The sequence below is a fragment of the Acidovorax sp. sif0632 genome, from assembly GCF_019218805.1.
GTDB classification, from domain to species: domain Bacteria; phylum Pseudomonadota; class Gammaproteobacteria; order Burkholderiales; family Burkholderiaceae_C; genus Acidovorax; species Acidovorax facilis.
On record NZ_JAHUWW010000003.1, the window covers coordinates 289,635 to 310,848 of the forward strand.

22 protein-coding genes and 1 pseudogene are annotated in these 21,214 nt (G+C 63.7%); 5 read left to right on the top strand and 18 right to left on the bottom strand.

Annotated features, from left to right (window positions below):
- The first annotated feature begins 91 nt into the window (after positions 1 to 91).
- Positions 92 to 1,009: a shikimate kinase gene (locus tag KW832_RS11265; protein ID WP_218299958.1), complete on the top strand. Its 918-nt coding sequence runs from the start codon at positions 92 to 94 to the stop codon at positions 1,007 to 1,009.
- Between the two features lie 407 nt (positions 1,010 to 1,416).
- Here KW832_RS11265 and KW832_RS11270 read toward each other — a convergent pair whose 3' ends face one another.
- Entirely contained in the window at positions 1,417 to 2,355 is a 939-nt protein-coding gene (locus tag KW832_RS11270) for a LysR substrate-binding domain-containing protein (protein ID WP_218299959.1), read from the bottom strand.
- A 225-nt stretch (positions 2,356 to 2,580) separates the two neighbouring features.
- On the opposite strand from KW832_RS11270, the gene KW832_RS11275 reads away from it, so the two are divergent.
- Entirely contained in the window at positions 2,581 to 4,227 is a 1,647-nt protein-coding gene (locus tag KW832_RS11275) for a carboxylesterase/lipase family protein (RefSeq protein ID WP_255577682.1), read from the top strand.
- A 352-nt stretch (positions 4,228 to 4,579) separates the two neighbouring features.
- Positions 4,580 to 5,800: a CynX/NimT family MFS transporter gene (locus KW832_RS11280; protein WP_218299960.1), complete on the top strand. Its 1,221-nt coding sequence runs from the start codon at positions 4,580 to 4,582 to the stop codon at positions 5,798 to 5,800.
- A 126-nt stretch (positions 5,801 to 5,926) separates the two neighbouring features.
- On the opposite strand, the gene tnpA is transcribed toward KW832_RS11280, so the two are convergent.
- From tnpA to KW832_RS11335, 12 genes and pseudogenes are all read right to left on the bottom strand, one after another.
- Positions 5,927 to 6,358: an IS200/IS605 family transposase gene (gene tnpA / locus KW832_RS11285; RefSeq protein WP_218299961.1), complete on the bottom strand. Its 432-nt coding sequence runs from the start codon at positions 6,356 to 6,358 to the stop codon at positions 5,927 to 5,929.
- Positions 6,359 to 6,578: 220 nt separating this feature from the next.
- Positions 6,579 to 6,854, bottom strand: a complete 276-nt coding sequence (locus KW832_RS11290; RefSeq protein WP_218299962.1) for a hypothetical protein — start codon at positions 6,852 to 6,854, stop codon at positions 6,579 to 6,581.
- A gap of 8 nt (positions 6,855 to 6,862) precedes the next feature.
- Entirely contained in the window at positions 6,863 to 8,812 is a 1,950-nt protein-coding gene (locus KW832_RS11295; protein ID WP_218299963.1) for a DUF3363 domain-containing protein, read from the bottom strand.
- A gap of 438 nt (positions 8,813 to 9,250) precedes the next feature.
- Positions 9,251 to 9,763 (bottom strand): S26 family signal peptidase, encoded by a 513-nt coding sequence (locus KW832_RS11300; RefSeq protein ID WP_218299964.1) that lies wholly within the window; start codon positions 9,761 to 9,763, stop codon positions 9,251 to 9,253.
- Positions 9,760 to 10,290 carry a DUF2840 domain-containing protein gene (locus tag KW832_RS11305; protein ID WP_218299965.1) on the bottom strand — a complete coding sequence of 177 codons (531 nt, stop codon included), beginning with the start codon at positions 10,288 to 10,290 and terminating at the stop codon, positions 9,760 to 9,762. Before KW832_RS11305 ends, KW832_RS11300 begins: the two co-directional genes overlap by 4 nt.
- Positions 10,287 to 10,550 (bottom strand): chromosome partitioning protein ParB, encoded by a 264-nt coding sequence (locus tag KW832_RS11310; RefSeq protein ID WP_218299966.1) that lies wholly within the window; start codon positions 10,548 to 10,550, stop codon positions 10,287 to 10,289. Before KW832_RS11310 ends, KW832_RS11305 begins: the two co-directional genes overlap by 4 nt.
- Entirely contained in the window at positions 10,547 to 11,308 is a 762-nt protein-coding gene (gene parA, locus KW832_RS11315; protein ID WP_255577684.1) for a ParA family partition ATPase, read from the bottom strand. Before parA ends, KW832_RS11310 begins: the two co-directional genes overlap by 4 nt.
- A gap of 200 nt (positions 11,309 to 11,508) precedes the next feature.
- Positions 11,509 to 12,333: pseudogene (locus KW832_RS11320) on the bottom strand (replication initiator protein A); the annotation flags it as partial.
- 25 nt (positions 12,334 to 12,358) lie between these two features.
- Positions 12,359 to 12,661 carry an AlpA family transcriptional regulator gene (locus tag KW832_RS11325; protein ID WP_218299968.1) on the bottom strand — a complete coding sequence of 101 codons (303 nt, stop codon included), beginning with the start codon at positions 12,659 to 12,661 and terminating at the stop codon, positions 12,359 to 12,361.
- A 92-nt stretch (positions 12,662 to 12,753) separates the two neighbouring features.
- Positions 12,754 to 13,350 (bottom strand): DUF2285 domain-containing protein, encoded by a 597-nt coding sequence (locus tag KW832_RS11330; RefSeq protein WP_218338452.1) that lies wholly within the window; start codon positions 13,348 to 13,350, stop codon positions 12,754 to 12,756.
- Positions 13,307 to 13,585, bottom strand: a complete 279-nt coding sequence (locus KW832_RS25915) for a transcriptional regulator domain-containing protein (RefSeq protein WP_370628681.1) — start codon at positions 13,583 to 13,585, stop codon at positions 13,307 to 13,309. The genes KW832_RS11330 and KW832_RS25915 overlap by 44 nt, the downstream gene beginning before the upstream one ends.
- Before the next feature lie 75 nt (positions 13,586 to 13,660).
- Positions 13,661 to 14,002, bottom strand: coding sequence for a DUF2958 domain-containing protein (locus KW832_RS11335; RefSeq protein WP_218299970.1), 342 nt, complete (start codon positions 14,000 to 14,002; stop codon positions 13,661 to 13,663).
- 193 nt (positions 14,003 to 14,195) lie between these two features.
- Here KW832_RS11335 and KW832_RS11340 point away from each other — a divergent pair, with 193 nt between their 5' ends.
- Complete coding sequence (locus KW832_RS11340; RefSeq protein ID WP_040329419.1) at positions 14,196 to 14,441, top strand: helix-turn-helix transcriptional regulator; 246 nt, start codon at positions 14,196 to 14,198, stop codon at positions 14,439 to 14,441.
- Between the two features lie 96 nt (positions 14,442 to 14,537).
- On the opposite strand, the gene KW832_RS11345 is transcribed toward KW832_RS11340, so the two are convergent.
- The 5 genes from KW832_RS11345 to KW832_RS11365 all read right to left on the bottom strand — a co-directional run bounded on the left by KW832_RS11345 (position 14,538) and on the right by KW832_RS11365 (position 20,044).
- Positions 14,538 to 14,885 (bottom strand): DUF2958 domain-containing protein, encoded by a 348-nt coding sequence (locus KW832_RS11345; protein WP_218299971.1) that lies wholly within the window; start codon positions 14,883 to 14,885, stop codon positions 14,538 to 14,540.
- A 665-nt stretch (positions 14,886 to 15,550) separates the two neighbouring features.
- Complete coding sequence (locus tag KW832_RS11350; protein WP_218299972.1) at positions 15,551 to 15,859, bottom strand: DUF736 domain-containing protein; 309 nt, start codon at positions 15,857 to 15,859, stop codon at positions 15,551 to 15,553.
- Positions 15,860 to 16,362: 503 nt separating this feature from the next.
- The gene (locus KW832_RS11355) at positions 16,363 to 16,827 is read right to left on the bottom strand and encodes a thioesterase family protein (protein WP_218299973.1); all 465 of its coding nucleotides are present in this window, start codon (positions 16,825 to 16,827) and stop codon (positions 16,363 to 16,365) included.
- 236 nt (positions 16,828 to 17,063) lie between these two features.
- Positions 17,064 to 19,112 (bottom strand): ParB/RepB/Spo0J family partition protein, encoded by a 2,049-nt coding sequence (locus tag KW832_RS11360; protein WP_218299974.1) that lies wholly within the window; start codon positions 19,110 to 19,112, stop codon positions 17,064 to 17,066.
- A 95-nt stretch (positions 19,113 to 19,207) separates the two neighbouring features.
- Positions 19,208 to 20,044, bottom strand: coding sequence for a DUF932 domain-containing protein (locus KW832_RS11365; protein ID WP_218299975.1), 837 nt, complete (start codon positions 20,042 to 20,044; stop codon positions 19,208 to 19,210).
- A 687-nt stretch (positions 20,045 to 20,731) separates the two neighbouring features.
- Here KW832_RS11365 and KW832_RS11370 point away from each other — a divergent pair.
- Positions 20,732 to 20,929 carry a hypothetical protein gene (locus KW832_RS11370; protein ID WP_218299976.1) on the top strand — a complete coding sequence of 66 codons (198 nt, stop codon included), beginning with the start codon at positions 20,732 to 20,734 and terminating at the stop codon, positions 20,927 to 20,929.
- Positions 20,930 to 21,214 lie beyond the last annotated feature (285 nt).

The window sequence follows — 21,214 nt, forward strand, 5'->3', positions numbered from 1 at the left end:
CTTGATGGTTGCTGATCGTAAACATGCATTTCTCAATTGAAAACGATCAAATAAGATAGACAGCTACGGCTTTACAGCGAGACAAGCATCCATGGCAGACACACCGCAAGATCCCGCGCTGGGGCGCGATGACCGGCGCAAGAGGGAGGAGCAGCGCCTCGAGAGCTTGGCGGCGCGTGTGCGCCGACTGCGCGATCTGCGTGGCATGTCGCGCACCCTGTTCGCCGCACAGTCCCATGTGTCCGTGCCGCACATCGCGCGGTTGGAGGCGGGGCAGGGCAATGTGTCAGTGCTGGTTCTTGATCGCTTGGCGCGCGCGCTGGGCGTTCCTTTGGAGGCCATGCTGACGGATGAGCCCGAGGACGAAGGGGCGACCGAGCGCGCGCTGCTGCTCGAATTCATCCGCAAGCAGCCTGCCGCCGCGCTACCGGGCCTGCGCCGGGCGCTCCTTGGAGGATTGGGTGCAGACGATCCCAGTGCGCAACGCATCGTGCTGCTCGGTATCCGGGGGGCCGGCAAAACCGCAGTGGGGCAGTTGCTAGCCCGGCGGCTCAAGCTGCCTTTCATCGAGCTGGACCAGGAGGTAGAGCGCGAAGCGGGTCAGCCGCTCGAGCAGATTTTCGGGCTGTACGGCCAGACCGGCTACCGCACCCTAGAGCGGCGATTACTGGAGCGGTGTCTGATGCAGCATAAATCCTTCGTCATGGCTCCCGGCGGCGGCATAGTGACCGACCCGCACTCTCACGAACTGCTGATGCGTGCCTGCTTTACCGTCTGGCTGTACGCGGCACCCGAGATTTACTATCGGCGCACCCGTGCACAACAAGATGACCGAATCGCATCGGCAGCCATGCGGCGTCAGGCCATGGATAGCATCCGCCGTACCATGGCTGCCCGCGTGCCCCTTTACTCCAGCGCCTCCCTTGCCATCGACTCCAGTGAGCTCAAGGTGGAGGGTGTAACGCGGCGCATCCTCTCGGCCTTTAGGCTCGCGCGCGTAGGCAACTGACGCCGAATTGGCCTGCGCCCAACCGGTTCTACCGATGACACGGCATATAGACTAAACCTCTTTCCCTCCAAGAAGGCACACATCCTTGCCCTATCGGCCCAGGCGCCTACGGGGCATCGAAGCTGTCGAGGTACTCCTGGCAGGAGCTTCACATCGCCTCGGGCGCGACCAGCGCCACGCAGGGCAAAAGCGCACATGTGGCTAGGCTGACGCAAGCGGGCTGTCCACGAAGGCAGTCTGTAGACCCGCATCCAGCGCCACCAGGGTAGCGCCAGCCGCGGTGCAAATGAAAGCGCGGTCGTCCCCTAGACGCAATCCATCACCAACGCCCTTATCGTGGTGTTCTCGCAGACGCAAAAACCGCAGCTATCGAGTGCCGTCCCACTCACGATAGACGCATTCCTGACTCACGCCGAGCGCGGCTGACCTGAAGTGCTTCCTACATCTTTCATTCCGTCTTCCAGCATATCCAGAAAGCAGCGACCCGCCAGCGTTAGGTGGCGGCGCGACGGATAAAGGGCGTAGATGTGCATCGCGGGGGGAACCCAGTCGGGCGCTACCTGAAGCAGATGTCCGCTCGCGACAAAGCTGGCCGCCATGATCCTCGGAAGCTGCACAACCCCTAACCCCTGAAGCGCTGCGTCTCGGTTCAACAGCAGGTTGTCGCTCACAAAGCGCACGTCCAGCTCAACGTCCGCACTTTCGTTCTGGGGTCCGATCAGTGTCCAGCGAGCCAGTGACGCAGTAATACTCCAGCCCACAGCAGCGCAGCGGGATAGTGCCAATGGTGTCTCCGGGATGTTGAGCGCTGTAACGAGCGCTGGACTTGCATACAACCCATAGGGGACCGTTGCCAGCCGTCTGGCGACAAGGCTGGAGTCCGTCAGAGGCTGTGTGGTCGGCTGAATCACGAGGTCCACTGTGTCGTCCAAGGGGCGCAAACGACCGTCCGTGGTTTGAAGTGACAGGGTGACGCGAGGATAGCGAGCGCTGAATTGCAGGGCTATTCGGCCAACAAGGGATGCCGCGATGGCTGCTGGGCAAGCCACCCGTAGTTGTCCCCAGGGACTCTCCAGGCTCTCACGTGCGACGGAGATAGCCGTTTGCGTTTCAGCTCGCACCGCCTGGCCATGTAGAAAAATGCGTTGCCCTACATCGGTCAATTCAAACCGCCGTGCATAGCGGTGCAGCAGGGCAACCCCAAGGAATGATTCAAGAGCCGCCACGCGACGACTCAATCGCGACTTCGGTATGCCTGTGCGCCTGCTGGCAGCGGTGAAGCCTCCTGCGTCGGCTACCTCTACAAAACTCAGAAGGTCTTCCACAGCCAGCAACACGTTGTCCATTAGGTCCATCCGTCATCGTCGTTGTGCAAATAACGCGTGCGCCTGAGGTTCAAGCTCTACCGCTGTGCAATTCCCAGCTTGCCATAGGTTGCTGCAGCCCAGGCCTTCTTCGATGTGCCTGTTTTTGCAACGGGGTGTTCTACCACTGAGTCTCGCCACCGCAAGGTTGGTTATCTAGCATAAGTTTGTCAGCAACTGACATCTAGACCAACTATTCCAGGAGACATGATGACAACGCGAAGGATCTTTCTACAGGTTTCCTCCGGGGCACTTGCCGGTTCGTTAATAGGGTGCGGTGGCGGAGGCGATGAAAAGCCCGTGGTGGACACCACATCCGGTAAGTTCAGCGGAACTATGCTTGGTAGTACGACGGTATACAAAGGCATTCCGTATGCGCGTCCGCCTATTGGAGCGCTGCGGTTTCAATCGCCAAAGCCCTATGCGCCCACAACAGCGCAGGTGACCCCAGCCACAGCATTTGGTCCTGCCAGCCTGCAGACGCTCCCTGCGAATGTGACCTGGATCTACACGCAACCTGAAGAGCAGAGCGAAGACTGTCTCACTCTCAACATCTGGGCACCTCGCGACGTCAGCAAGGCCCCCGTGATGGTGTGGCTCCATGGCGGTGCGTGGCGCACGGGCGCGACCAGCATGCCCCTGATGGACGGGCAGAGGCTCGCTGAGCAGGGACTGGTTGTCGTCACGGTCAACTACCGCTTGGGTGCAATGTCCAGCCTGGCCCACCCAGATTTCACAGATCCTGAAACCGGACTTGCTGCGAACTGGGGCCTGCAGGATCAGGCGGCCGCGTTGCGGTGGGTGCACGAGAACATTGCTCGTTTCGGCGGGGACCCAGGCAACGTGTGCCTCGCAGGGCAATCGGCGGGCGCTGTCAACGCGGCATTGATTGCGCAGCATCCCGTCTGGAGCCAGTGGCTGCACAAAGCTGTTTTGTTCAGTTCTGCCGGTATTGCGGCGCCTGCAGGGTTCTCCCTTCAAGACGCGGCCAGCTACACCGAACTGCTAGCCACGACCCTCAAGACCACACCCAAAGGGTTGTTGGGCATCCCTGCGGCCACATTGCATGCGGCCGAGTTGGCATTGAACGCTCAACCGCTGCCCGCTACATTCCGATCCGGCTTTGGCGTCAAGGCGTCACCCGTGATGGACGGGAAGAGCGTGTTCGCCGATTGGACTCGGGTGGGATGGCCCCAGCGTGTACCGGTGCTGATCACGAACACGCTTACCGAGGGATCTTTTTTTGTTGACTTAGTCGACCCAGCAACGCAGGCCTCGCTCACAGCTCCGCTGCCTTCCTCCATGGAGGCGCTCACAGCCCTCGTCGCGCCACTTTCTGGTTCTGCGAGTCGGGCCTCCCAGGTGATAGCTGCCTATCAGGATGCTGCCTTGGCCGAAGGTCGCTCCTCAGCACCGGGTAACCTGTGGGTTGAAATCAACGGTGATCGCAACCTGCGCAACTTCTGCGTCCGCTATGCTGACAGTCTTGTAAAGCAAGGCGCCAACGTGCGATATGGAACCTTCATGCATGACTTGCCAGCCCCGGGGCGGGGCGTGCCACATTGTGCAGAGTTGCCCTTCTTGTTCGGCACGTATGGGCTTGATTACTACCGTCAAAAAGTCGGTTCGGGCTCAGCAGAGCAGCAGCTCAGTCGACATTTGATGAGCGCTGTGACCACCTTCGCCCAGAGCGGGACTGCTACTTTTGCGGACGGCACCGCCTGGCCAGGCTACGGCAGCGGTAGTGCGAACTCCGCGCTGATTGGCACTGGAGCGTCTTCATCCATCGCGTTCGGTACGGTGCCCAAGATCGCCCAGATGCGCGTGTGGGATGCCCTTTTGGGGTACCAATAATTAAAAAAAGGGCGCGAAGTCACTCGGCGGGCAGGGCCGCGTGCACTAGGGCTCCCCGAAATGTCAGCGATCGGATGGCAACGATTAACTCTTTAAGCTGGCGCAGCGCGAGTGCGCCAATCGGGGGGGGGGCCTGGAGCGCCGCAAAGCCTGCAGGTCATTCGCTCGGCGTGGTCGGTGTGGAATGCGTCGCTGCCCGCGATTGTTGCAAGCGCGACGCTGGGCCGGGACTGCCCGATCAATGACACGCCTCACCAGTGACGGCGGTGTTTCGTAGTGGCGGTGCTGCCTGCTATCGTGTGGACGACGACTGCGTGTCCGCCGCCCCCTTCCGTATCCAGGCCTTGAAGCAATGCGATCGTTGATTTCCTTTTCGCTGCGCGCACCTATCGCTGTCTTTGTGGCGGGCCTCGCTGCCGCCGTGCACATCGGCAAAATTCCACCCGCCATTGCCGTGTTGGGGGATGCGTTGGGGGTCTCGCTGGTCGAGGCAGGTTTCCTGCTGTCGGCGGTCCAACTGGCAGGCATGCTTCTGGGCGTTCTGGTGGGGGCGCTGGCCGATGGCTTCGGCCTACGGCGCACCATGCTGTGTGGGCTTTTCGTATTGTGTTTCGCCAGTTTGGCGGGAGTGTGGGCTCGCCAGCCTTCCGACCTGCTCGCATTGCGGGCGCTGGAGGGGTTGGGTTTCCTGTGTGTTGTGCTCCCAGCGCCTAGCTTGATGCGGCAGTTAGTGCCTGCTGTGAGGCTGCCTGCCTTCATGGGGCTGTGGGGTGCCTACATGCCCGCTGGCGTTGCTCTGGCGCTTCTGACGGGGCCTGTGGTCATGGCCTGGTGGAACTGGGAGGCTTGGTGGGGGCTGCTGGGGGTAGTCGCGGGCTGCGCGGGGCTCTGGTTGGCCTGGGCCGTTGGGCCGGATGCCCGGCGAGCCGCCGTGGCCCGTCCGCACACCGCCCCCCCATCTCCTGCGGTGTTGGTTCTGGTGAGGCGGCTGCGGATGACACTGGCCAGTCCCGGGCCCTGGGTGGTGGCAGTGGCCTTTGGTATGTACTCCTGCCAGTGGTTGGCCGTCATCGGGTTTCTGCCCTCCATCTACATGCAGGCCGGTGTCAGCGGCGTGGCCGCCGGTGCGTTGACCGCACTGGCCTGCGCGGCCAACGTGGTGGGCAACCTAGTGGCCGGTGGCTTGATGCGGGCGGGTTGGCGCACGCACCATCTGTTAGTCATCGGCTTCGGCGGCACTGCATTGGCCACGGTGGTGGCATTCAGCCCCTTGGCTGGAGATGGCCCGATCCTTCGTTTCGCTGCTGTGGTGGCGTTTTCGGCAGTGGGTGGGATGATTCCTGCCTCCTTGTTTGCTCTGGCGGTACGGGTGGCACCTAGCGAGCACACGGTGTCCACCACGATGGGATGGGTACAGCAGTGCTCAGCCTGTGGCCAGTTCGTGGGGCCACCGCTTGTGGCCTGGGTGGCGGGACTGGCGGGCGGCTGGGATTTCACCTGGGCTGTCACCGGTGTGGCTTCGGTGGTGGGCCTGGGGCTGTCGTGGTGGGTGCGCCAGCAGCGCGCCGCTTGAACACTTGCTCGAAACGGTAACCATCCCCCGGCAAAGCCGGGGGCTTTCGGGATGTGAGCCGCTCAAAGCGGCTAAACGGGGTCGCTAACGCGGCCCCAACTCTTTGCGCCACCTATTCGGTGGCCGCTACCTCCACAACCCAAGCTGTTCCAATCTCGCGTCCTCCTCCTCTTGGTGCCTTATGTAGTTGCGGATCACCTCTTCGTCTCGTCCCACCGTCGACACAAAGTACCCTCGCGCCCAAAAGTGTTGGCCTACAAAATTCCTTCTGCGTTCTGCATACACCCTGGCCAGATGGATCGCGCTCTTGCCCTTGATGTATCCCACCACCTGCGACACCGCGTATTTCGGCGGTATCGATAGCATCATGTGCACATGGTCCGGCATCAGATGCCCCTCTTCTATCTGGCTCTCTTTTTGACTCGCCAATGTCCGAAACACCTCCCCCAGGTGCTTTCGCAGCTCCAGGTACAGCGTCTTTCTTCGACATTTCGGTATGAACACCACGTGGTACTTGCAGTCCCATTTCGTGTGATTTAGGCTTTCCATCTTGTCCATCCAGTTCTTCCTTTCGTTTGCTTGGCGGCTCACGATTGGCAGTTTCTGCGATGGACATCCATACCTACGAATACGTCAAACTTCTACTGCCTCCCCGGCAGAGCCGGGGGGTCTCCCAACGGACTAGGTACGTCGGTCGATGCCGGAAGGGATGTGAAGGCTCGACTGCGTGCCCATCTGCGCGCTGCTATGAAGGCCAGGCATACCTTCGGGGCGAAGGTCATCCGAGCGCTTCACGGCAATCGACGACGCTGAGGCACCGCCCATCCACGCAGGTCAGGCCGCGTCTATCCAGCATCACTTCCGCACCGGATTGGAAGAAGTCGAACGGCTTCCACTGAGCAGTTCTCATGTGCACCGAGTGCTGTTGATAGAGATGGATGAGCGAGAGCGTGCGGCGGCGGAACTGGAACGTCTGAACATGATGGAACACGCCGAAGCCTTGCGCGCGGAGGGCTCCTGGCCAAGCGGTATCTGGAGTGATTGAAACCGCCATGCTTTGTCTCAAATCTTCATGCTGCGCTGTTTCCCGAACTCCCAAGACACACTGGTTTCACGCATGGTCGCCGCCACTAACTGCCCGAGCCGGCGCTCCAACACCGGCTTCCACGGCACCAGGATGAAACCCTTGCCGTCATCGAGCATGGCGTAACGCTCACTGGCCAGCATCACGCTGCGCCGGTAGATACCGCTGAACCGCTGACCGTCGCCCACAGGGCGGTGCTCCAAGCCGGTTTCGTCAGCGATGGTCTGCGCCGCTGCCGCTACCTCCCGCCCGCGCAGAGTTGCCAGCAGGTTGCGAGCCAGGATGACGCGCTGACCCCGGCACTCGGCCAGCCCCTGCTTGGCCAGAAAATCAATACGGTCGCGCACTGCATCGCGCACTTCGGCTCCAAAGCCTGTGCAGGACGCGATAGACCCATCGCCCACCAATTGCCTGTCCAGCCAAGTGGCACCTATGGCGCGCACCTGCTGATCGATGGACAGATGTGATCGCAGCTCGACCACCAATCCAAATTTCTTCTGCACGTCATACGTTCGGGCCTTCTGCAGCAGATCGGGCGGCACCGTCCAGGCACCATCGGCAATGCGCTCCACGATGCCGGCGCGACGCAGCGCTTCGAGTCGGCGCACGTGTGCATCGACGGTGGACTGAGGGTCTCGGTCATTGGCGCGCATCAGTCGCGCTAGGTGGTCAGCGGTCGCGTAAATGCCGTCTTTCGTGACGGTCGCGATGTTGCGATCCACCGGCTTCTCCTTGCCTGGCGCATTCGCCTCCACGATGCCTTGTACGGGCAGTTCAGCGAGGTCGGTGCCAACTGGCAGTTTCAGGTAGTGCGCCCGTCCGTCGATGCCGTCGACCACCAGATAGCCGTGGTCGTGCAGTTCGTCGAACAGGCCCTTGCCCAGGATCCGACCGATGACAGGGGAGGTCGGCCGCTCATCAACCACGCATTGCCGCCGCTGACCCTTTAGGGCAAGGCGAATCGTCTCCAGCGCATCTTCGCGCTGACCCATGGCGTCGAGTGTCGAGGCCACCCCGGGCTGGAGCTTCCAGCGGTGGGCATCCATCCTTTCGGCCAGGCCCATGCTTTCGAGCCGCTGCAGCCGTGCCCGCAGTGCGTTCTGACGTGGCTCGTCTCGCGGGTTGCCCGTCAGGTTGATGCCATCGGGACCGGCTTGCCGGATCAGTACCCGGTCCAAGCTGGTGAGCCGTTGCTGGTCAACTTTTCGCAGCAGGCTCTGGCGGATCTCCGCCTCGGTGCGAGGCCCCAGCCATTCGGTCGCGATCTCGCTGGCGCGCAGGCGCATGCCGTGGGCCATGTAGTCGGGTGCGATCACGAGATCCTCCCTGGCACTTGCGAGCCCGACTGTATGGCCGTTCAGCACGATGTGGGTGTGCGGATTGTCTGTATCCCAATGGTCCACGGCCACCCAGTCCAGTCGAGTCTCCAGGTCGGTCTCCATGCGGCGCACCAACTGGCGGGTGAAGCCCTTTAGGTCTTCCAGCTCCAGACCGTCCTCAGTCGAGACAATGAAGCGGAACTGGTGGCGGTCATTCTGTCCGCGTTCCTGGAACGCCTTCAGGTCGGCCGCATCGGTATCAGCGCCGTAGGCTTGGCCCTTCTGCCCCTCGCGTGTAACGCCGTCACGCTCGATGTACCGCAGGTGAACGGCCACCGAGTTCGGGCTGGCTCGATGCAGCACGACAAAGCGGGACTTGATGACAACGCGCCGTGCGTTCGGCGCCAGACGCTGGACGGACATGGAGACCGCAGCACGACCGCGCCCGAAAGTGATGGCAGACCTGCCAAGGCTCTTGCCGGATATCTTTGCGCCGGTCTTCGAGACCTGCTTGAGAACCTGCGAAACGAAGCGCTGCAAGCGCGGCCCGCCGCGCGACTTCGGCGCCGCGGGCTTAACGCTAAAGCGATTCTGGTCATTGTCAGTCATGAGGACCCCAGTGGGCGGTAGCACATCGCATCGCAAGCGGCACGCGGCAAACACCGCAGCCATGCGCACTCCAGCCTCTGCGCAGCACGCGCAAGCCCCCTTGCCGTGCCGCCGCAAACCCACGTGCAGACTGGCTTGACGGGGCGCGGCGTGCCACCCCTTTTATCTGGCCCTCCGTCTTCGCCTCCCGGCTCCGACCCGCCGCCAGCCGCGCACTAAGTGCGAAGCGCTGTCCGAACGGCAGCGACGGTGCAGCAGACGCAGCACGCTGGCGACAGGATGTCTGCACAGTGAAATGCAGCTCGTGCACATGCACGGGCGCATTTCGGCTGCTTCGGCGGCGTAGTACTGAGCACGTTCGCAGTGCAGGCTGAGTGCAGGCCCGCACCTGGCGTGGACGCACCACCCGATCTGTGCAAACGCGAGAAGTAGTACCGTTCATGGCGTGCCCCAGGTCCACAACGGATGCGCGCTGCCAATCACTGCTGACGCATCGACTGGACCGAAGTAGCGGCTATCGAACGACGCCGGATGGACATTGCTGAGCAGGAACAGCTCCCCAACGGCAAGCGTTCGGCACTGTGCCCAAGGCGACAGCAGCCGGCCCGAACCATCCTCCGCAAGCACCGCCGCCACGGCCATGCCATCGATGCGCACACCCCCTGCCCTCACGCACACCGACTGCGCCGCCACAGCACCAATCCGCTTGAGCAAAGGAACGCCCGTAGGCAGGTATCCGCGCTGCGCCGCGAGGGTCGCCACACCCGCAGGAAGGCGGACCAGCACGACGCCACCGACATGCAGCGAGTCAGGCGATCCAATGCGGTACCAGCCACGAGGAACGCTGTCGCTCGGGTTGTAGACCAACCGCGCGGGGAGCTGCACCACCGCTGGCGCACACAGCGCAGCGACGCCGATGCTCATGCAGGCCAAGGCCATGCGGCGATTCATCGCAACGCCTCGCGCGCAAGATGCGCCGCATGCCGCTCGGCCGTATACACCGGCAGCAGTTGGCGTGCGGCCAACCGGTTGCCCACCGTGCGCCAGTAGGTGGAGGCAACGGTGCACGGGTTGATGCCCAATACCTCGATGGCATCAATGGCCGCAAGCACCGCCTTGACCTGCACCTCGCCATCGGCACGCAGCAACAAACGCGCGCCCGGCAGCACGCCTGCCACGCGCTGCGCGTCCTCGAAAGGCGACGGCGCCTGCAATACTAGGAGCTGCCAAAGCACCGTCCCGTAGATGTTCCCGATCCACTTCACACGACAGCACACGGTACCCGGCATGAACATGGCCACGCGCCGCCAGCGGTCCAGCACAACCTCCACCGTCGGCTGCCCAAACCGCAGCCAGACGTTCACCCGGTCTTCGACGAAAGCGAGCGAAACGCGCATGCGGGTCGGCCTCTCCGGCACCCTCGCCTGCAGCGAAGTCTGCCGGACGGCTGGCGCCAGATGGGATGCCGGCGCCGTCATGTCCCGTCCTCCGGATACTCGCGCTCCAACAACTCGCGCAGCATGTCCGCAGCTGTGATGCCACGCCGGAACGCCACGACCTTGATGCGCCCGCGCAGCGCCGGTGTCACATCGATGGTGAGCCGCGCTGTGTAGATGGAGGCCTTGGCCGGTATCTCAGGCGCGTCCGCCTGCCGCACCCAGGCTGATGCAGGATCTGCCCCGGGCCTGCGTCCGATCGGCACCCTGTGCGGCGTCACTGCTGGAGGAAGTGCCGTCATCGCAGCACCTCCCGCACGGCAAGTGCAAACGCCGCGATCTCGCGCGCGGCCGCACACTGCGGCGCGACTTCGCATGCCAGCCGCCCAGCAGCCACACTGTCGGCGAACACGATGCGTTGCGAGACTTCCGTCTCCAGCGCAGCGAATGGCTGGTCCGCGAGCGCTGCACGCGCTTCGCGCCCGATCACCGTGCCAACCACGCGCCGGTTGATCACAAAGGCCGCGCGCAGCTGCGGCCGGAACACCCGAGCCTCCGTGATGAGCTGCACCATCTCATGGCTCGCCCACACGTCGTAGGCGCTGGGCTGCACCGGGATCAGCACCAGGTCGGCAGCAAGCAGCGCGGAGCGCGCAAGCGCTGCGACCCTGGGCGGCCCGTCAATGACCACGAAATCCGCCTGCAAGGCGATTTGCGGCGCTTCCTGGTGCAAGGAGTCCCGGGCGAGCCCGAACACCCCGTACAGCCGCTCCTGGCCGCTCTGGAGCCGCCGTTGGGCCCAGTCAAGGGCGGAGCCTTGTGGATCCGCATCCAGCAGCGTGACGCGGCTGCCTTGCAGGGCCAGCTCGCCCGCCAGGTGCGTGGCAAGCGTGGTCTTCCCTGCCCCTCCCTTCTGGTTGAGCAGCGCGATCACTTTGCCGGGTCGGTTGCCTTGCCTCTCTGGTGAGAAGCTCTGGGGTTCTGGGCCTGCCTGATTTGCCGTCGCAGAACCATTGCCCAAATTTTGAGCAGCTTCTGTTCGCGCGCGCGTGACTTCCATTTATGTATCCCTTTAGTTGTTTAGGGAGCGCCCAAACCGTTGCTGGGCGTGGTTTTGCGGGCGATCGGTGCGGGCGTTCCACCGATACTTCTGCGGGTGATCCCCCGAGGGTCGTGCGGGCGATCCACCGAGCCCATCCCCAAACCATCCACAGGTTCATCAACAGGATCTGTGGACAAGTCGCTCCGGGGTCGGTTGTCCGGGTCGGGCAGGAAGGCCAACCACTCGATGCCGCCACTGCGCTCAATGGACAGCCAGTAGCCCGGCAACGCCTGGCGCCGTGCCAGGTGGCGTACCTGGATGGCGAAGTCGGAGGGGCGCTGCAGGCTGCCGGATTTCAGGTGCAGGTGGCGCATGTCGAAGCGCCATCCCGCCTGTTGCCGGCCACAGTGCTTGCGCACGAGCCGGTACAGCCAGCGCTCAATCCCCCCGGAAAGCCGGAAGTACGTCGGATCGAGCGTGAGCACCAGCCCCTCGTCCATCACGCCGGTGAAGAACCAATCGGCCAGAACGAGCTCGATGCCGTCGGAACGTCCCCCCGGCTGGACGTACTCCTTCCACTCGTTGATCCAGGAGAAGCGGTGCACCCGCTTTCCTCCATTCGGACGTTCTCGCTGGCGCAGCGTCGTGGCGACGGTAGTGGACTGCAACCGGTCCAGCGCAGCGCGCAGCGCCAGGTAGTCGCTGCGGCCGGTGCCACGCTGTGCAAAGCGCAGGATCTCGTAGGGCGTGGCCACCATCAGGCGCGAAGGCGCAATGCCTTCCTTCTTGGCCTGGATGATCTGGCTCGCGGCCCAGATCAGCACGTCAGCGTCCCAGATGGTGGCAATGCCATGCTCGGGCACGCCTTCCACCGTGAGAGAAATGCCCCCTGCTTCAAATCGGATCGGCACAATGCGCGGCGACTTGGCGAGCGAGAAAAACGGATAGGCCATCAGATCCTGGGCATCGCGCAGCGCCATGTCGCCGCCCGGCAGCGCGCGGAACAGCGAAAGCTGCTCGCGTTCTTTCGGGTACTTCGACATCGGTAGTGCTCCCCGTCCGAGCCAATCAACGGACGGAGTCACGCTGCACGTAGCCGGGGTCCGAGGTCATGCCGTAGGCACGGCCATCGGCCCATGCACGCAGGTCAGTGGCCGCATAGACCACCCGTGCGCCGAACTTGCGGAAGCGCGGGCCACCACCCAGAACGCGCTGCTTCTCCAAGGTGCGCGGAGAGAGCCGCAGAAAGGCGCCCGCTTCTTCGGTGGTGAGGAACTCAGGATTTGCAGAAGCTGCGGGGACAGTCGCCGCAGAGGACTGCGGCGCAGCCACTGCAGCTGTGCGAGAAGGGAAAGAACTGCCAACGGCCATGACGGACTCCATCGCTGTCGATGGGCCGCAAACCATTCGCGACCCGATGGAGGCAGTCTCGGAAATCGGGCCCAATCCAGGCAGGGAGAGATTCAGCGCACCGGTTCGTCTCCGGGGGGCTTTGCAGCAGGATCCAGCACACCCGCCAAAGACAGGTACCCGCCATTCATGAAAGATTCGGCCCGCCGCAGCAGGTGGCGCACCTGCGCACGCAGTTCGCCATCCTCGTGCCAGCGCAGTACGACGGCTTCGAGGCCGAACAGGGCCTGGGCGATATCGCGATGCGACGCTCCCGCCTGCGAAGCATCGAGCGCCTGCAGGGCGCGCAAGTGCAGCAAGGCGGCACGGGTGGACGCCCGCACAGGTGGGATCTGAGGAGCATGGCCTTCCAAGGCCTGTGCGTGTCCATGGAACCCGTCGAGCTGACCGCGAAGCCCCGGAGTCAGCGGCACGGCGCCCGCATAGGCATCACCATCCTCCAGAGTGCCTGAGAGCGACAAGCGCATGCGCAGCGCGCTGAAATCTGCGGTGATCGTCATGTCGTGCCCGTCCATTGCCAGGCGCTTGCGCCCCGGGATGCGCCACAGATCGAACCGACGGGTTGCGGCACCGTGCGCATGCACGGCACGCACATGCAGCAGCCCGTCAGGGGACGACAGCCACAACGGGTGCGCAACCCGCCCGTCCAACGCAGGATCTTCGGCGACATCGCAACCCCCAGCGGGCAAAGGACACCACGCGCTTGCGTCGGGCCCAATCCGCGCTGTAGCCGGGGTGGCGACGCAGGTACTCCCACGCGAGGGCTGGAGCGTCGAGGTCCAGCACGTAGAGATAGGCGGCCGACACACCCCACGGGGCATGGGGAAGATCTTCGGGGATGGGTGTGGTCACGGAATCCTCCAGCAAAAAGGGGAAACCTGCCACAGAGGGAAAGTTACAGGGTGGCTATCTCGGCGACGGCACGTCGCGCACCGCGCGGTCGAGAAAGGACTGTGTCAATCAGTCGTTGATCGAACCGTCGCGCTGCGCGTCGGCCAGGTAGCCCGAGAGCGTCTGGCGCGGCTTGAAATGCAGATCGGCCACGATGCGCATGCCCCGTGGGCCCCGCACACCCTCCAGGGCCGAGAGACTGACATGCCCCAACCCGGGACACCCCGTGCCAGCATCGCAGAGCCCGAACGCCCGATCACCGTCGACATCCAGTTCCGTCAGCAACCACACGGCTCCAGCATCCAGCGTGTAGAGCTTGACGACTGGCAGAGGATCCAATGCCTCACCGCGCGCACGCGCAGTGCCGTTGGCCAACATCTGGCTTTGCTGTTCGTTGGTAAGAAAGGGCATTGTGGTCGTATCTAAGAGTTACATCCTAGAACAGAACGCAAACACTTCAACGGGTATTCCGTTTAAGGGCTTTCGTAGCCGTCATCGCATGCCACGTGCGTCCGGCCTGTAGTACCAGTGGATTTCAGTAGCACTCCTAACTGGGTATCTTATCCCGTGGTGTTATTTCCCGTCACCCGAGACAGTGACGGTTGTGGCCAAACCGTCTCCGTCTTTCGCAAAAGACCCGATCCTCATCGCAATAGGCGATGCGATCAGACGTACGCGTGCCACTCGCAATATTTCTCAGGAAGCATTGGCGGACCTCGCTGGCATTGATAGGTCCTACATGGGTGGAATCGAGAGAGGTGAGCACAACGTGGCAGTGATCAACCTGAGCAAGATCGCCGAGGCGCTCGAGGTTCGCCCATCCACTCTTTTAGCCACTGCGGGCATTTAGCTGTTCCTCATTGCGAACGCGTCGGCCCCGAACAAAGCACTGAAGCGACCGCCTATGTCACAGTGAAGGGCACCACCGAAGCGGCGCCCGTGACTGCTACGCCACAATGCGCCCCGCAAGCCGCGCCTCACGCGCGTAGGCACTCAGCCGCTTCTGCGAAGTGAAGTGCATGTCCCGTTCCACTGGAAGTTCCAGGCGGCCGCGCACAGTCGCAAGTTCTGCCAGGCTGACCCAGCCCAACTCGGGATAGCCCAGACCCAGGTCGCACAGCCCAAACACGTGGTCGTGATCGTCCGGATCCATTTCGCTCAGCAGCCAGGTCGCACCGGCATCCGGGGTGAACAGCTTGAGCACTGGAGCGGGGTCGAAGTTTTCCTGTTCGAGGGACTGCCGGCCATTGGCCAGCAGTTGCGCGCGTTGTTCGTCCGTGATGAGCTTCGTCATGGTCTTCTCCTTGGAAGGAATCAGGGCGGGATTGCCCCAGACCGGAAGCAGCACGGCGCAGCGCAGCCGTCAGGGTTCGAAGACGGCCGCCAGGACGCCAGCGTGCACCGCACGCGCAGACCTTGACGACGAGAACGGCGTGATACGGTGAAGGGAACAGCTAGCCAGCCCCGCCCGCCAAACAAGTCGGTCATCGGAGACACCGTCCTCCCTGCCGATCCGGCGAGCCGGTTCGGCGGTATCGAAGGGGGCGCCAAGCCCGGCGCGGCGGGGATGGGCCGCAGGTCGATCCCCAGGAGGCAAGCACAGCGCGCAGCACCGCAGGGGCGAAGGCGTCAGCGATGAAAGCCCGTAGGGACGAGACGCCACCAGCGGCTCGGTGCACAGCACGCCAGCGCGGTCCGGCCAGGCCGGAGACGCACAACTCAGTAAAGCCACAAAGACACATTGACGCAAAACCCCAGTCCCGAGAACCCATAACGACGGATATACGGAAACCCGCAAAGCAGCAAATACACAGATCCAACAATGCGCCCATCCGCAAACACGGATGAACGCTTTCTCGTACTTCCGTACTACCGCAAGGCGAAACAGCTCGCGCACCGCCCTCCCCTCCAAAGCGACGGGACAAAAGCGCCCCGCTGAGCGGGGCTCCGAGGGCGACGTCAGTCGCCCTTGCTGCGCGACCAGATCAGGTTGTGCGCACCGTCCTCGCCTTCGACCAGGCGGGCATAGAGGGTGGCAGGGAAGGATGGATCGTCCAGGGTCACGGACAGGTAGGGGCGCTCCGCCTTGCTGAGTTTCTTCCACGCTGCGCCGATCTCCAGTCCATTGCCTGCGACGACGCGGTAGTCCGGAGCGTTCTCGCTTGCCTTGTCGCAGGGCACGAGACGGACCTTGACGTTGAGCGTCAGGGTGCGAACCGTGCCGGAGTAGCTGCCGTTCTGTGCGGTGAAGGTGCCGATGTTGGCCATGATGAAGTCCTTTCGAGGTTGTCCAGGTCGCGCCCATCGCGGCCTTGGCGTGATCCGATGGGCGAGGGTCGGGCGCGCCGCATCCCGCAGCGAAGCAAAGGGGCCGCAGCGCAGCGAAGGACCGGGAGGCCCGAGAAATTTGCCGCGCGAGGAATCCGCGCAGCGGAGGGGAAATTTGTCGGGCCGGACGGTTGCGGCGAACAAGCCCGAGGCAGCGCAAACGAAGTGCAGCACCGCCGTGCCCGAGCCAGGATTCACGGCAAATACAAGGCCGCTGTGGGGGTGATCCTGTACAGAAAGGATTCATGGCCCCGGCGCCGCTCCGCCTCACCGAAGCGCAGCGCTTGCGGCACCGCGCCATACGCGACTCTCGCCAGCCGTCACCGACGCTCAAGCACCAGGCAATTCACGTTGCGGCAGGTACGGGGCACGTCCTGAGCACGGCTGCGGGAGAAGGTCAGGAAGTCGCCCTGGCAGTACGGACGCATGCTCGCATCCACGGGCTATCGCGCCATTCCCATGTGCTGGTGCACACGCTGAAGCGCCTCGACCTTGGCCGCGATGCGCGTCTCGATCGTCGCCCGCTGCACCGCCACCAGTGTGGCTGTGGCCTCGCACACGATTTCCTCCTTGTCGCAGGCCTCCACACGGAACGTCGCGCTCCGCTCCCCCATCCGTTCCAGCCATCCGCGCAGCCGCACAGAGGATCCAGGCGGGATGGGTCCTCGATGGTCGATGCGGATCGTTCGGCCCACCACCACTTCTGCCGCATCGACATGCTGCTGCATCTCCCGGATGCAAATCGATTCGATCACCGCCACCAGGTAGCCGGTGGCAAGGCATTCGATCAGCCGCTCGGCATAGCCGCTGCCATGAGGCAGCCGGGCGAAGAGCGACTTCGCCGTCTGGTCTGCAGGAACGGTGTAGGACTCTTCAAAGAATATCTCGCTGACGCCTTGGTGGTTCATGGGTTGTCTGGGTGAGTTGTCGCGAGCCAGATCAGCGCAGGATTACGGGTGATCGGTGCAGCTCGATGCTCCCGTGACCCGTAGGCTCCTTCCACCCACCGCAGCGAGTTCTGGCGTAGCGCGCCGCTCAAGTCGCAGCGGACTTGGCACCCCGGAAGTCCCAACGCGCGCGGCAGACGTGCCGCGCGCGTCGCGCCCATTTAAAAAGCCCCAACCCAACGGCCGGGGCTTCATGCTCACGCCACAGCGTGTGCGTCCTCGTGGACCTCCGCATCGGCGCTGCCGCTGGTATCGGCGCTGACATCGGCATCCCCCCCGACCTCGCGCCCCGCCTCCGCTTCGACTTCGACAGCCGCCTCATGCCCCCGGAACATCACCGGCAGCCATCCCTTCCCCGCAGCCAGCCGCTCGGCCTCGCTCGCAATCTCGGCCTTCTTGAGCTTGCCCAGCCGGTTCACCTGATCGGGCGCGAACACCTGCACCGCTTCCAGCGCCTTGGCTTTCGAGACATGGTCGAAGTAGCCTGCGGCGGTCGGGGTCCACCAGTCGTGCATGTCGAGGTCCACCGCCTGCGCCAGCGCAGTGGCGGGGACTTCTCCTTCTTGCGACGCCAGCGCGCTGACCGTGGAAGCCACACAAACCGCCAGCAGTGACAGCAGCTCCTGCTGCGGGAAGGCCAGCAGTTCGGCGAATAGCGCGTCCGGGTCACTGGGCAAGCGACGGCCCCAGGCCTGCCGCACCTTGCACATACCCACAGCTGCGGGGGCGTCGGCCATGTCGGGCGCATGCAGTCCAAGCCCGTCCTGTGGTGTCGCAGAAATGTTGACTGCCGAATCTCCCGCCCCGTAGCTCTCCATGATCATCCGCAGCGCAAGGCGATGCACAAGGGCCACCAATGCAACGTGGGGATGCCGCGCCACCTCGGCCTGCAGCGCCGCCGTGCGGTGCGCACTGAGGCGCTTGGCCAGTTTCTCCGAGATTCTGGACTTGGCGGGCTCGTCGGTGTCGGTATCCGGGTTGCCGCCCGCCCCGCACTCCTCCTGCCACGCCTGATCCCGCAGGGCCTTGGCCTGTTCCTCCCGCAACAGGCCACGGTGCACCACTACCACGCCGATAGAATCGACCGACACGATGGCTCCGGCCAGCGCTACCACGGCAGCCGGGTATTCGACCAGTTGGCGTTCCACGGCCTCCAGCTCATTGCCGAGTGCGTCCATGGCGTCGTGCAGCGCCTGCGCCTGCTCGTCGGTCATGTCTTCGCTGTCGTCGTCCAGTTGCTCCTGCAGCTTCGCCTGCTGGTCTTCCAGCTTGGCAATGCGCTTGGTCTCGGTCTTGGTGGGTTCCCGGCGTGTGCTGCGCGCCCGCTGGAACTGATACAGGTCGGATGCTGTGGCACGCGGAGCGGCATCTACCCAGGCCCAGCCTTCGGTGCGCACCTGCTCAACCACAGGGGCGAGCTTGTCCCGCGCCAGGGAGTCCAGCAGTGCACCATCGGTCAGGAAGATGCCGTTGTGATCATCCGCGAATAGGTCGCGCCGGACGCCGCCGCCTGCCTGTTCGTACGCCTCCAGCCCGACAAAACGCGCCACCGCATCGCGGCTGGCGTCGATCTCTTCGCTGGTCAGGTGGTCGCGCAGCGCGTCCGGGCTGCGCTGCCATTGCGGCGAGTCGTAGAACGCAGCTTCCTGCGCCGCATGGTCGTCGGTGATGGCCAGCGCCATCAACTGCTCCAGCGTCACGGCCTGCGTCCCGAAGTCGGCCAGCAGCCGGGGCGACACATTGGCAAGCTTCAGGCGGCGCTGCACCACCAAGGGTGTCACACCGAAATCAGCAGCGATGTCCTCCAGGGGCCTGCCTTCTGCCACAAGGTCTTTCCAGGCGAACAGTTCTTCGATGGGCGACATGGACTCGCGCTGAATGTTCTCGGTCAGGCTCACGGTGCGCGCTGCGTCATCCTGCACCAGCAGGCAATGGACCTCATGGTCCTTCGCCAGCTTGCGGCGCTTGACCAGCAGCTTGAGCGCTGCGAGGCGCCGCCGTCCGGCCACCACTTCGTAATGCTCGCCATCGGGCGCGGCCACCATGGTGAGGTTTTGCAGCAGGCCCACACGGGCAATGCTGGATGCGAGTTCGGGAATCGACGTGCCGCCACTCTTGCGGACATTGCGGCTGGAGGGCCGCAGCTTGGACAGTGGAATCAGCAGCAGTTCCTGCGAAGCCGCCATGGCGGCGGCGGTGCTGCCCGTGGCGATAGCTTGAGTTTCTTGAAAGGTAGCGGTGTTCATGATGAAGCTCCTATCGGTCAAAGAAAGGGAATGAGAAAAAGGGAAGCGAGAAAAACAAGGAATGGCAGGAGGGGCGGCGCCCCTCCGAACGAAGCTCAGGCCTTGAGCTGGCGCATGCCATCGGCCAGCAGCCACAGGGCGCGGTTCAGGCGCAGGTTCTGGTCAATGCCCTGCACGGGCCGGGTGCTCTGGCGGCGCCCGTTGGCGGCGCGGGCGCGCAGGCCGCCCTTGATGAGGTTTTCTTGGGTGCGGTTGAAGACACTCCACAGATCGCGGCGGTCGTCGTCCGTGCGGCGCGGCATCAGGATTTGCTTTTCCGTGATGGGTGCAGGCCTGGCCGGGTCGTCGTACTTGAGAGTCAGCGCGGCGCGGGCGAACACCTCCGATTCCCCTGCGTCCAGGGTGATCGCCTGCATCGACTCGCGGGATTGCTGGGCCTGACCGAAGCCATTCAGGACTTCATACGCGCCCTCGATGACCTGCCCCGCCACGTCGCCCTTGTGGGGCACGCGCACATCGGCCACGGTGTCGCCGCACACCAGCCCGTTCTGACAGACGAAGCGGAACATGCCCGCCAGCATCTGGTAGCTGCTGGTCCCGTCGTGGGAGTTGAGCAGGATGATTTCGTTGGCTTCGCGGCCATTGATCTGGCTGGCATGGCGCAGCCGAATCATGTGCTTGGTGAAGTCGCGCCGCCCTTCCTGGCGCACACGGGTCTGGCAGACCATGAAGGGTTGGAAGCCCTCCCCTCTCAATTCTTGCAGTACGGTGGCCGTGGGGATGTAGCTGTAGCGCTCGGAGCGACTGCCGTGCGGGGCCTGCGCGAAGATGGACGGGGCCACGGCCCTGATCTGGTCATCCGACAAGGGATGTTCGGAGCGAAGCACCGGCGATTGCGGCGCAAAGCTGGATAAACGGGATGCGAGTTGCATGGTGATTTCTCCTGACGAAGTTGGCTGTTGAAAAAGCCTCACCGGATTCCTAGATTCAGAGCCCTCTTCGGGCTTCCGGTGGGGTCGGCACGAAGAACCCGGTTGGCCTCGTTGCCACCGTCTTTCCTGAGTTCATCGCCCGCGACGGTCAGGAGCGCGCGGCCGGGTGCCGTCAAGGAGACAAGCGCAGGGTTGGTGCGGCCCGCAGGCGCAGCCGAGGACACGGCCCTGCGCGCCTTGACGGCACCCGGCCGCGGGCTACAGTCGCGAGCAAGGTGATGGATTCAGGAAAGATGGCTGGACAGGCAACGGCCCGCTTTCCACGCCGACCCCACGCAAGCGAAGCGCGCAGCGCCGCAGGCGCGAAGGCCGATCCGGCACAGCCGGTTCGGCGGTGTCCCAGGGGCGCCAAGCCCAGCGCGGCGGGGATGGGCTGCACAGCCGATCCCCTGGAGGCAAGCGAAGCGCGCAGGCCCGGTTCAACGAGCCGGGCCGAAGGCGTCAGCCGAGCGAAGTGAGGGAACGATGGAAGCCCGTAGGGGGCGAGACGCCGCAGGTGGCTCGATGCGCAAGCACGACAGCGCGATCGGCCAGAGACGCACAGACCATGCATCCAGCTCCCTACGATATGGGACCATAGCCTTATGAGAGTCACTTGCTCTCCGCCTAGGCACAATGACACCTGCCATGGAAATACAAGAATTGCAGGACGATGAACTGATTGCCCAAGCCCAAGAATGGCGGCTGCGGGCACTGCGCGGGGAGAAGGAAGCACGCGGCATGGCGCACGAGCTGGAGCGCGAAGTGCGCAGGCGGTTTGGCAATCCCCAAGCCGAGACGCAGCACTCACTCAAAGAGGTGCGCGTGCTGGGAGAGCTACCGTAAGGACTGAGCAGCGCCGAGTGCCTTGAACCACTGCATCCCCCACATCAGCAAAAGACCAGCGCAGCCAGGAACAGCCGATCACCAGCCAGTCGATGCCTCGGCAATCATCAGGCTCGACGGGAACAGACTTCGCAGAGACCCGCCCCGTCACCTGAGAGCAACCCATCCAGGGCTTGCAACCAGGCGCCGGAGCAGGCGGATGCCCGGACCTCAGGACATCTCGTACGGGAGAGCACTGGACTCCAATCCGTTCCGCAGAGGTGCACAAGGAAAACCCCAGAAAAC

Coding starts and splice junctions, on each gene's coding strand:
- KW832_RS11365 (WP_218299975.1), bottom strand. CDS start 20,044: ATGCAACTCGCATCCCGTTTATCCAGCTTTGCGCCGCAATCGCCGGTG.
- parA (WP_255577684.1), bottom strand. CDS start 11,308: ATGGAAGTCACGCGCGCGCGAACAGAAGCTGCTCAAAATTTGGGCAAT.
- KW832_RS11305 (WP_218299965.1), bottom strand. CDS start 10,290: ATGACGGCGCCGGCATCCCATCTGGCGCCAGCCGTCCGGCAGACTTCG.
- KW832_RS11275 (WP_255577682.1), top strand. CDS start 2,581: ATGATGACAACGCGAAGGATCTTTCTACAGGTTTCCTCCGGGGCACTT.
- KW832_RS11270 (WP_218299959.1), bottom strand. CDS start 2,355: ATGGACAACGTGTTGCTGGCTGTGGAAGACCTTCTGAGTTTTGTAGAG.
- KW832_RS11290 (WP_218299962.1), bottom strand. CDS start 6,854: ATGGCGGTTTCAATCACTCCAGATACCGCTTGGCCAGGAGCCCTCCGC.
- KW832_RS11295 (WP_218299963.1), bottom strand. CDS start 8,812: ATGACTGACAATGACCAGAATCGCTTTAGCGTTAAGCCCGCGGCGCCG.
- KW832_RS11360 (WP_218299974.1), bottom strand. CDS start 19,112: ATGAACACCGCTACCTTTCAAGAAACTCAAGCTATCGCCACGGGCAGC.
- KW832_RS11325 (WP_218299968.1), bottom strand. CDS start 12,661: ATGGCCGTTGGCAGTTCTTTCCCTTCTCGCACAGCTGCAGTGGCTGCG.
- KW832_RS11350 (WP_218299972.1), bottom strand. CDS start 15,859: ATGGCCAACATCGGCACCTTCACCGCACAGAACGGCAGCTACTCCGGC.
- tnpA (WP_218299961.1), bottom strand. CDS start 6,358: ATGGACAAGATGGAAAGCCTAAATCACACGAAATGGGACTGCAAGTAC.
- KW832_RS11345 (WP_218299971.1), bottom strand. CDS start 14,885: ATGACGAAGCTCATCACGGACGAACAACGCGCGCAACTGCTGGCCAAT.
- KW832_RS11280 (WP_218299960.1), top strand. CDS start 4,580: ATGCGATCGTTGATTTCCTTTTCGCTGCGCGCACCTATCGCTGTCTTT.
- KW832_RS11300 (WP_218299964.1), bottom strand. CDS start 9,763: ATGAATCGCCGCATGGCCTTGGCCTGCATGAGCATCGGCGTCGCTGCG.
- KW832_RS11265 (WP_218299958.1), top strand. CDS start 92: ATGGCAGACACACCGCAAGATCCCGCGCTGGGGCGCGATGACCGGCGC.
- KW832_RS11310 (WP_218299966.1), bottom strand. CDS start 10,550: ATGACGGCACTTCCTCCAGCAGTGACGCCGCACAGGGTGCCGATCGGA.
- KW832_RS11370 (WP_218299976.1), top strand. CDS start 20,732: ATGGAAATACAAGAATTGCAGGACGATGAACTGATTGCCCAAGCCCAA.
- KW832_RS11355 (WP_218299973.1), bottom strand. CDS start 16,827: ATGAACCACCAAGGCGTCAGCGAGATATTCTTTGAAGAGTCCTACACC.
- KW832_RS11335 (WP_218299970.1), bottom strand. CDS start 14,002: ATGCCCTTTCTTACCAACGAACAGCAAAGCCAGATGTTGGCCAACGGC.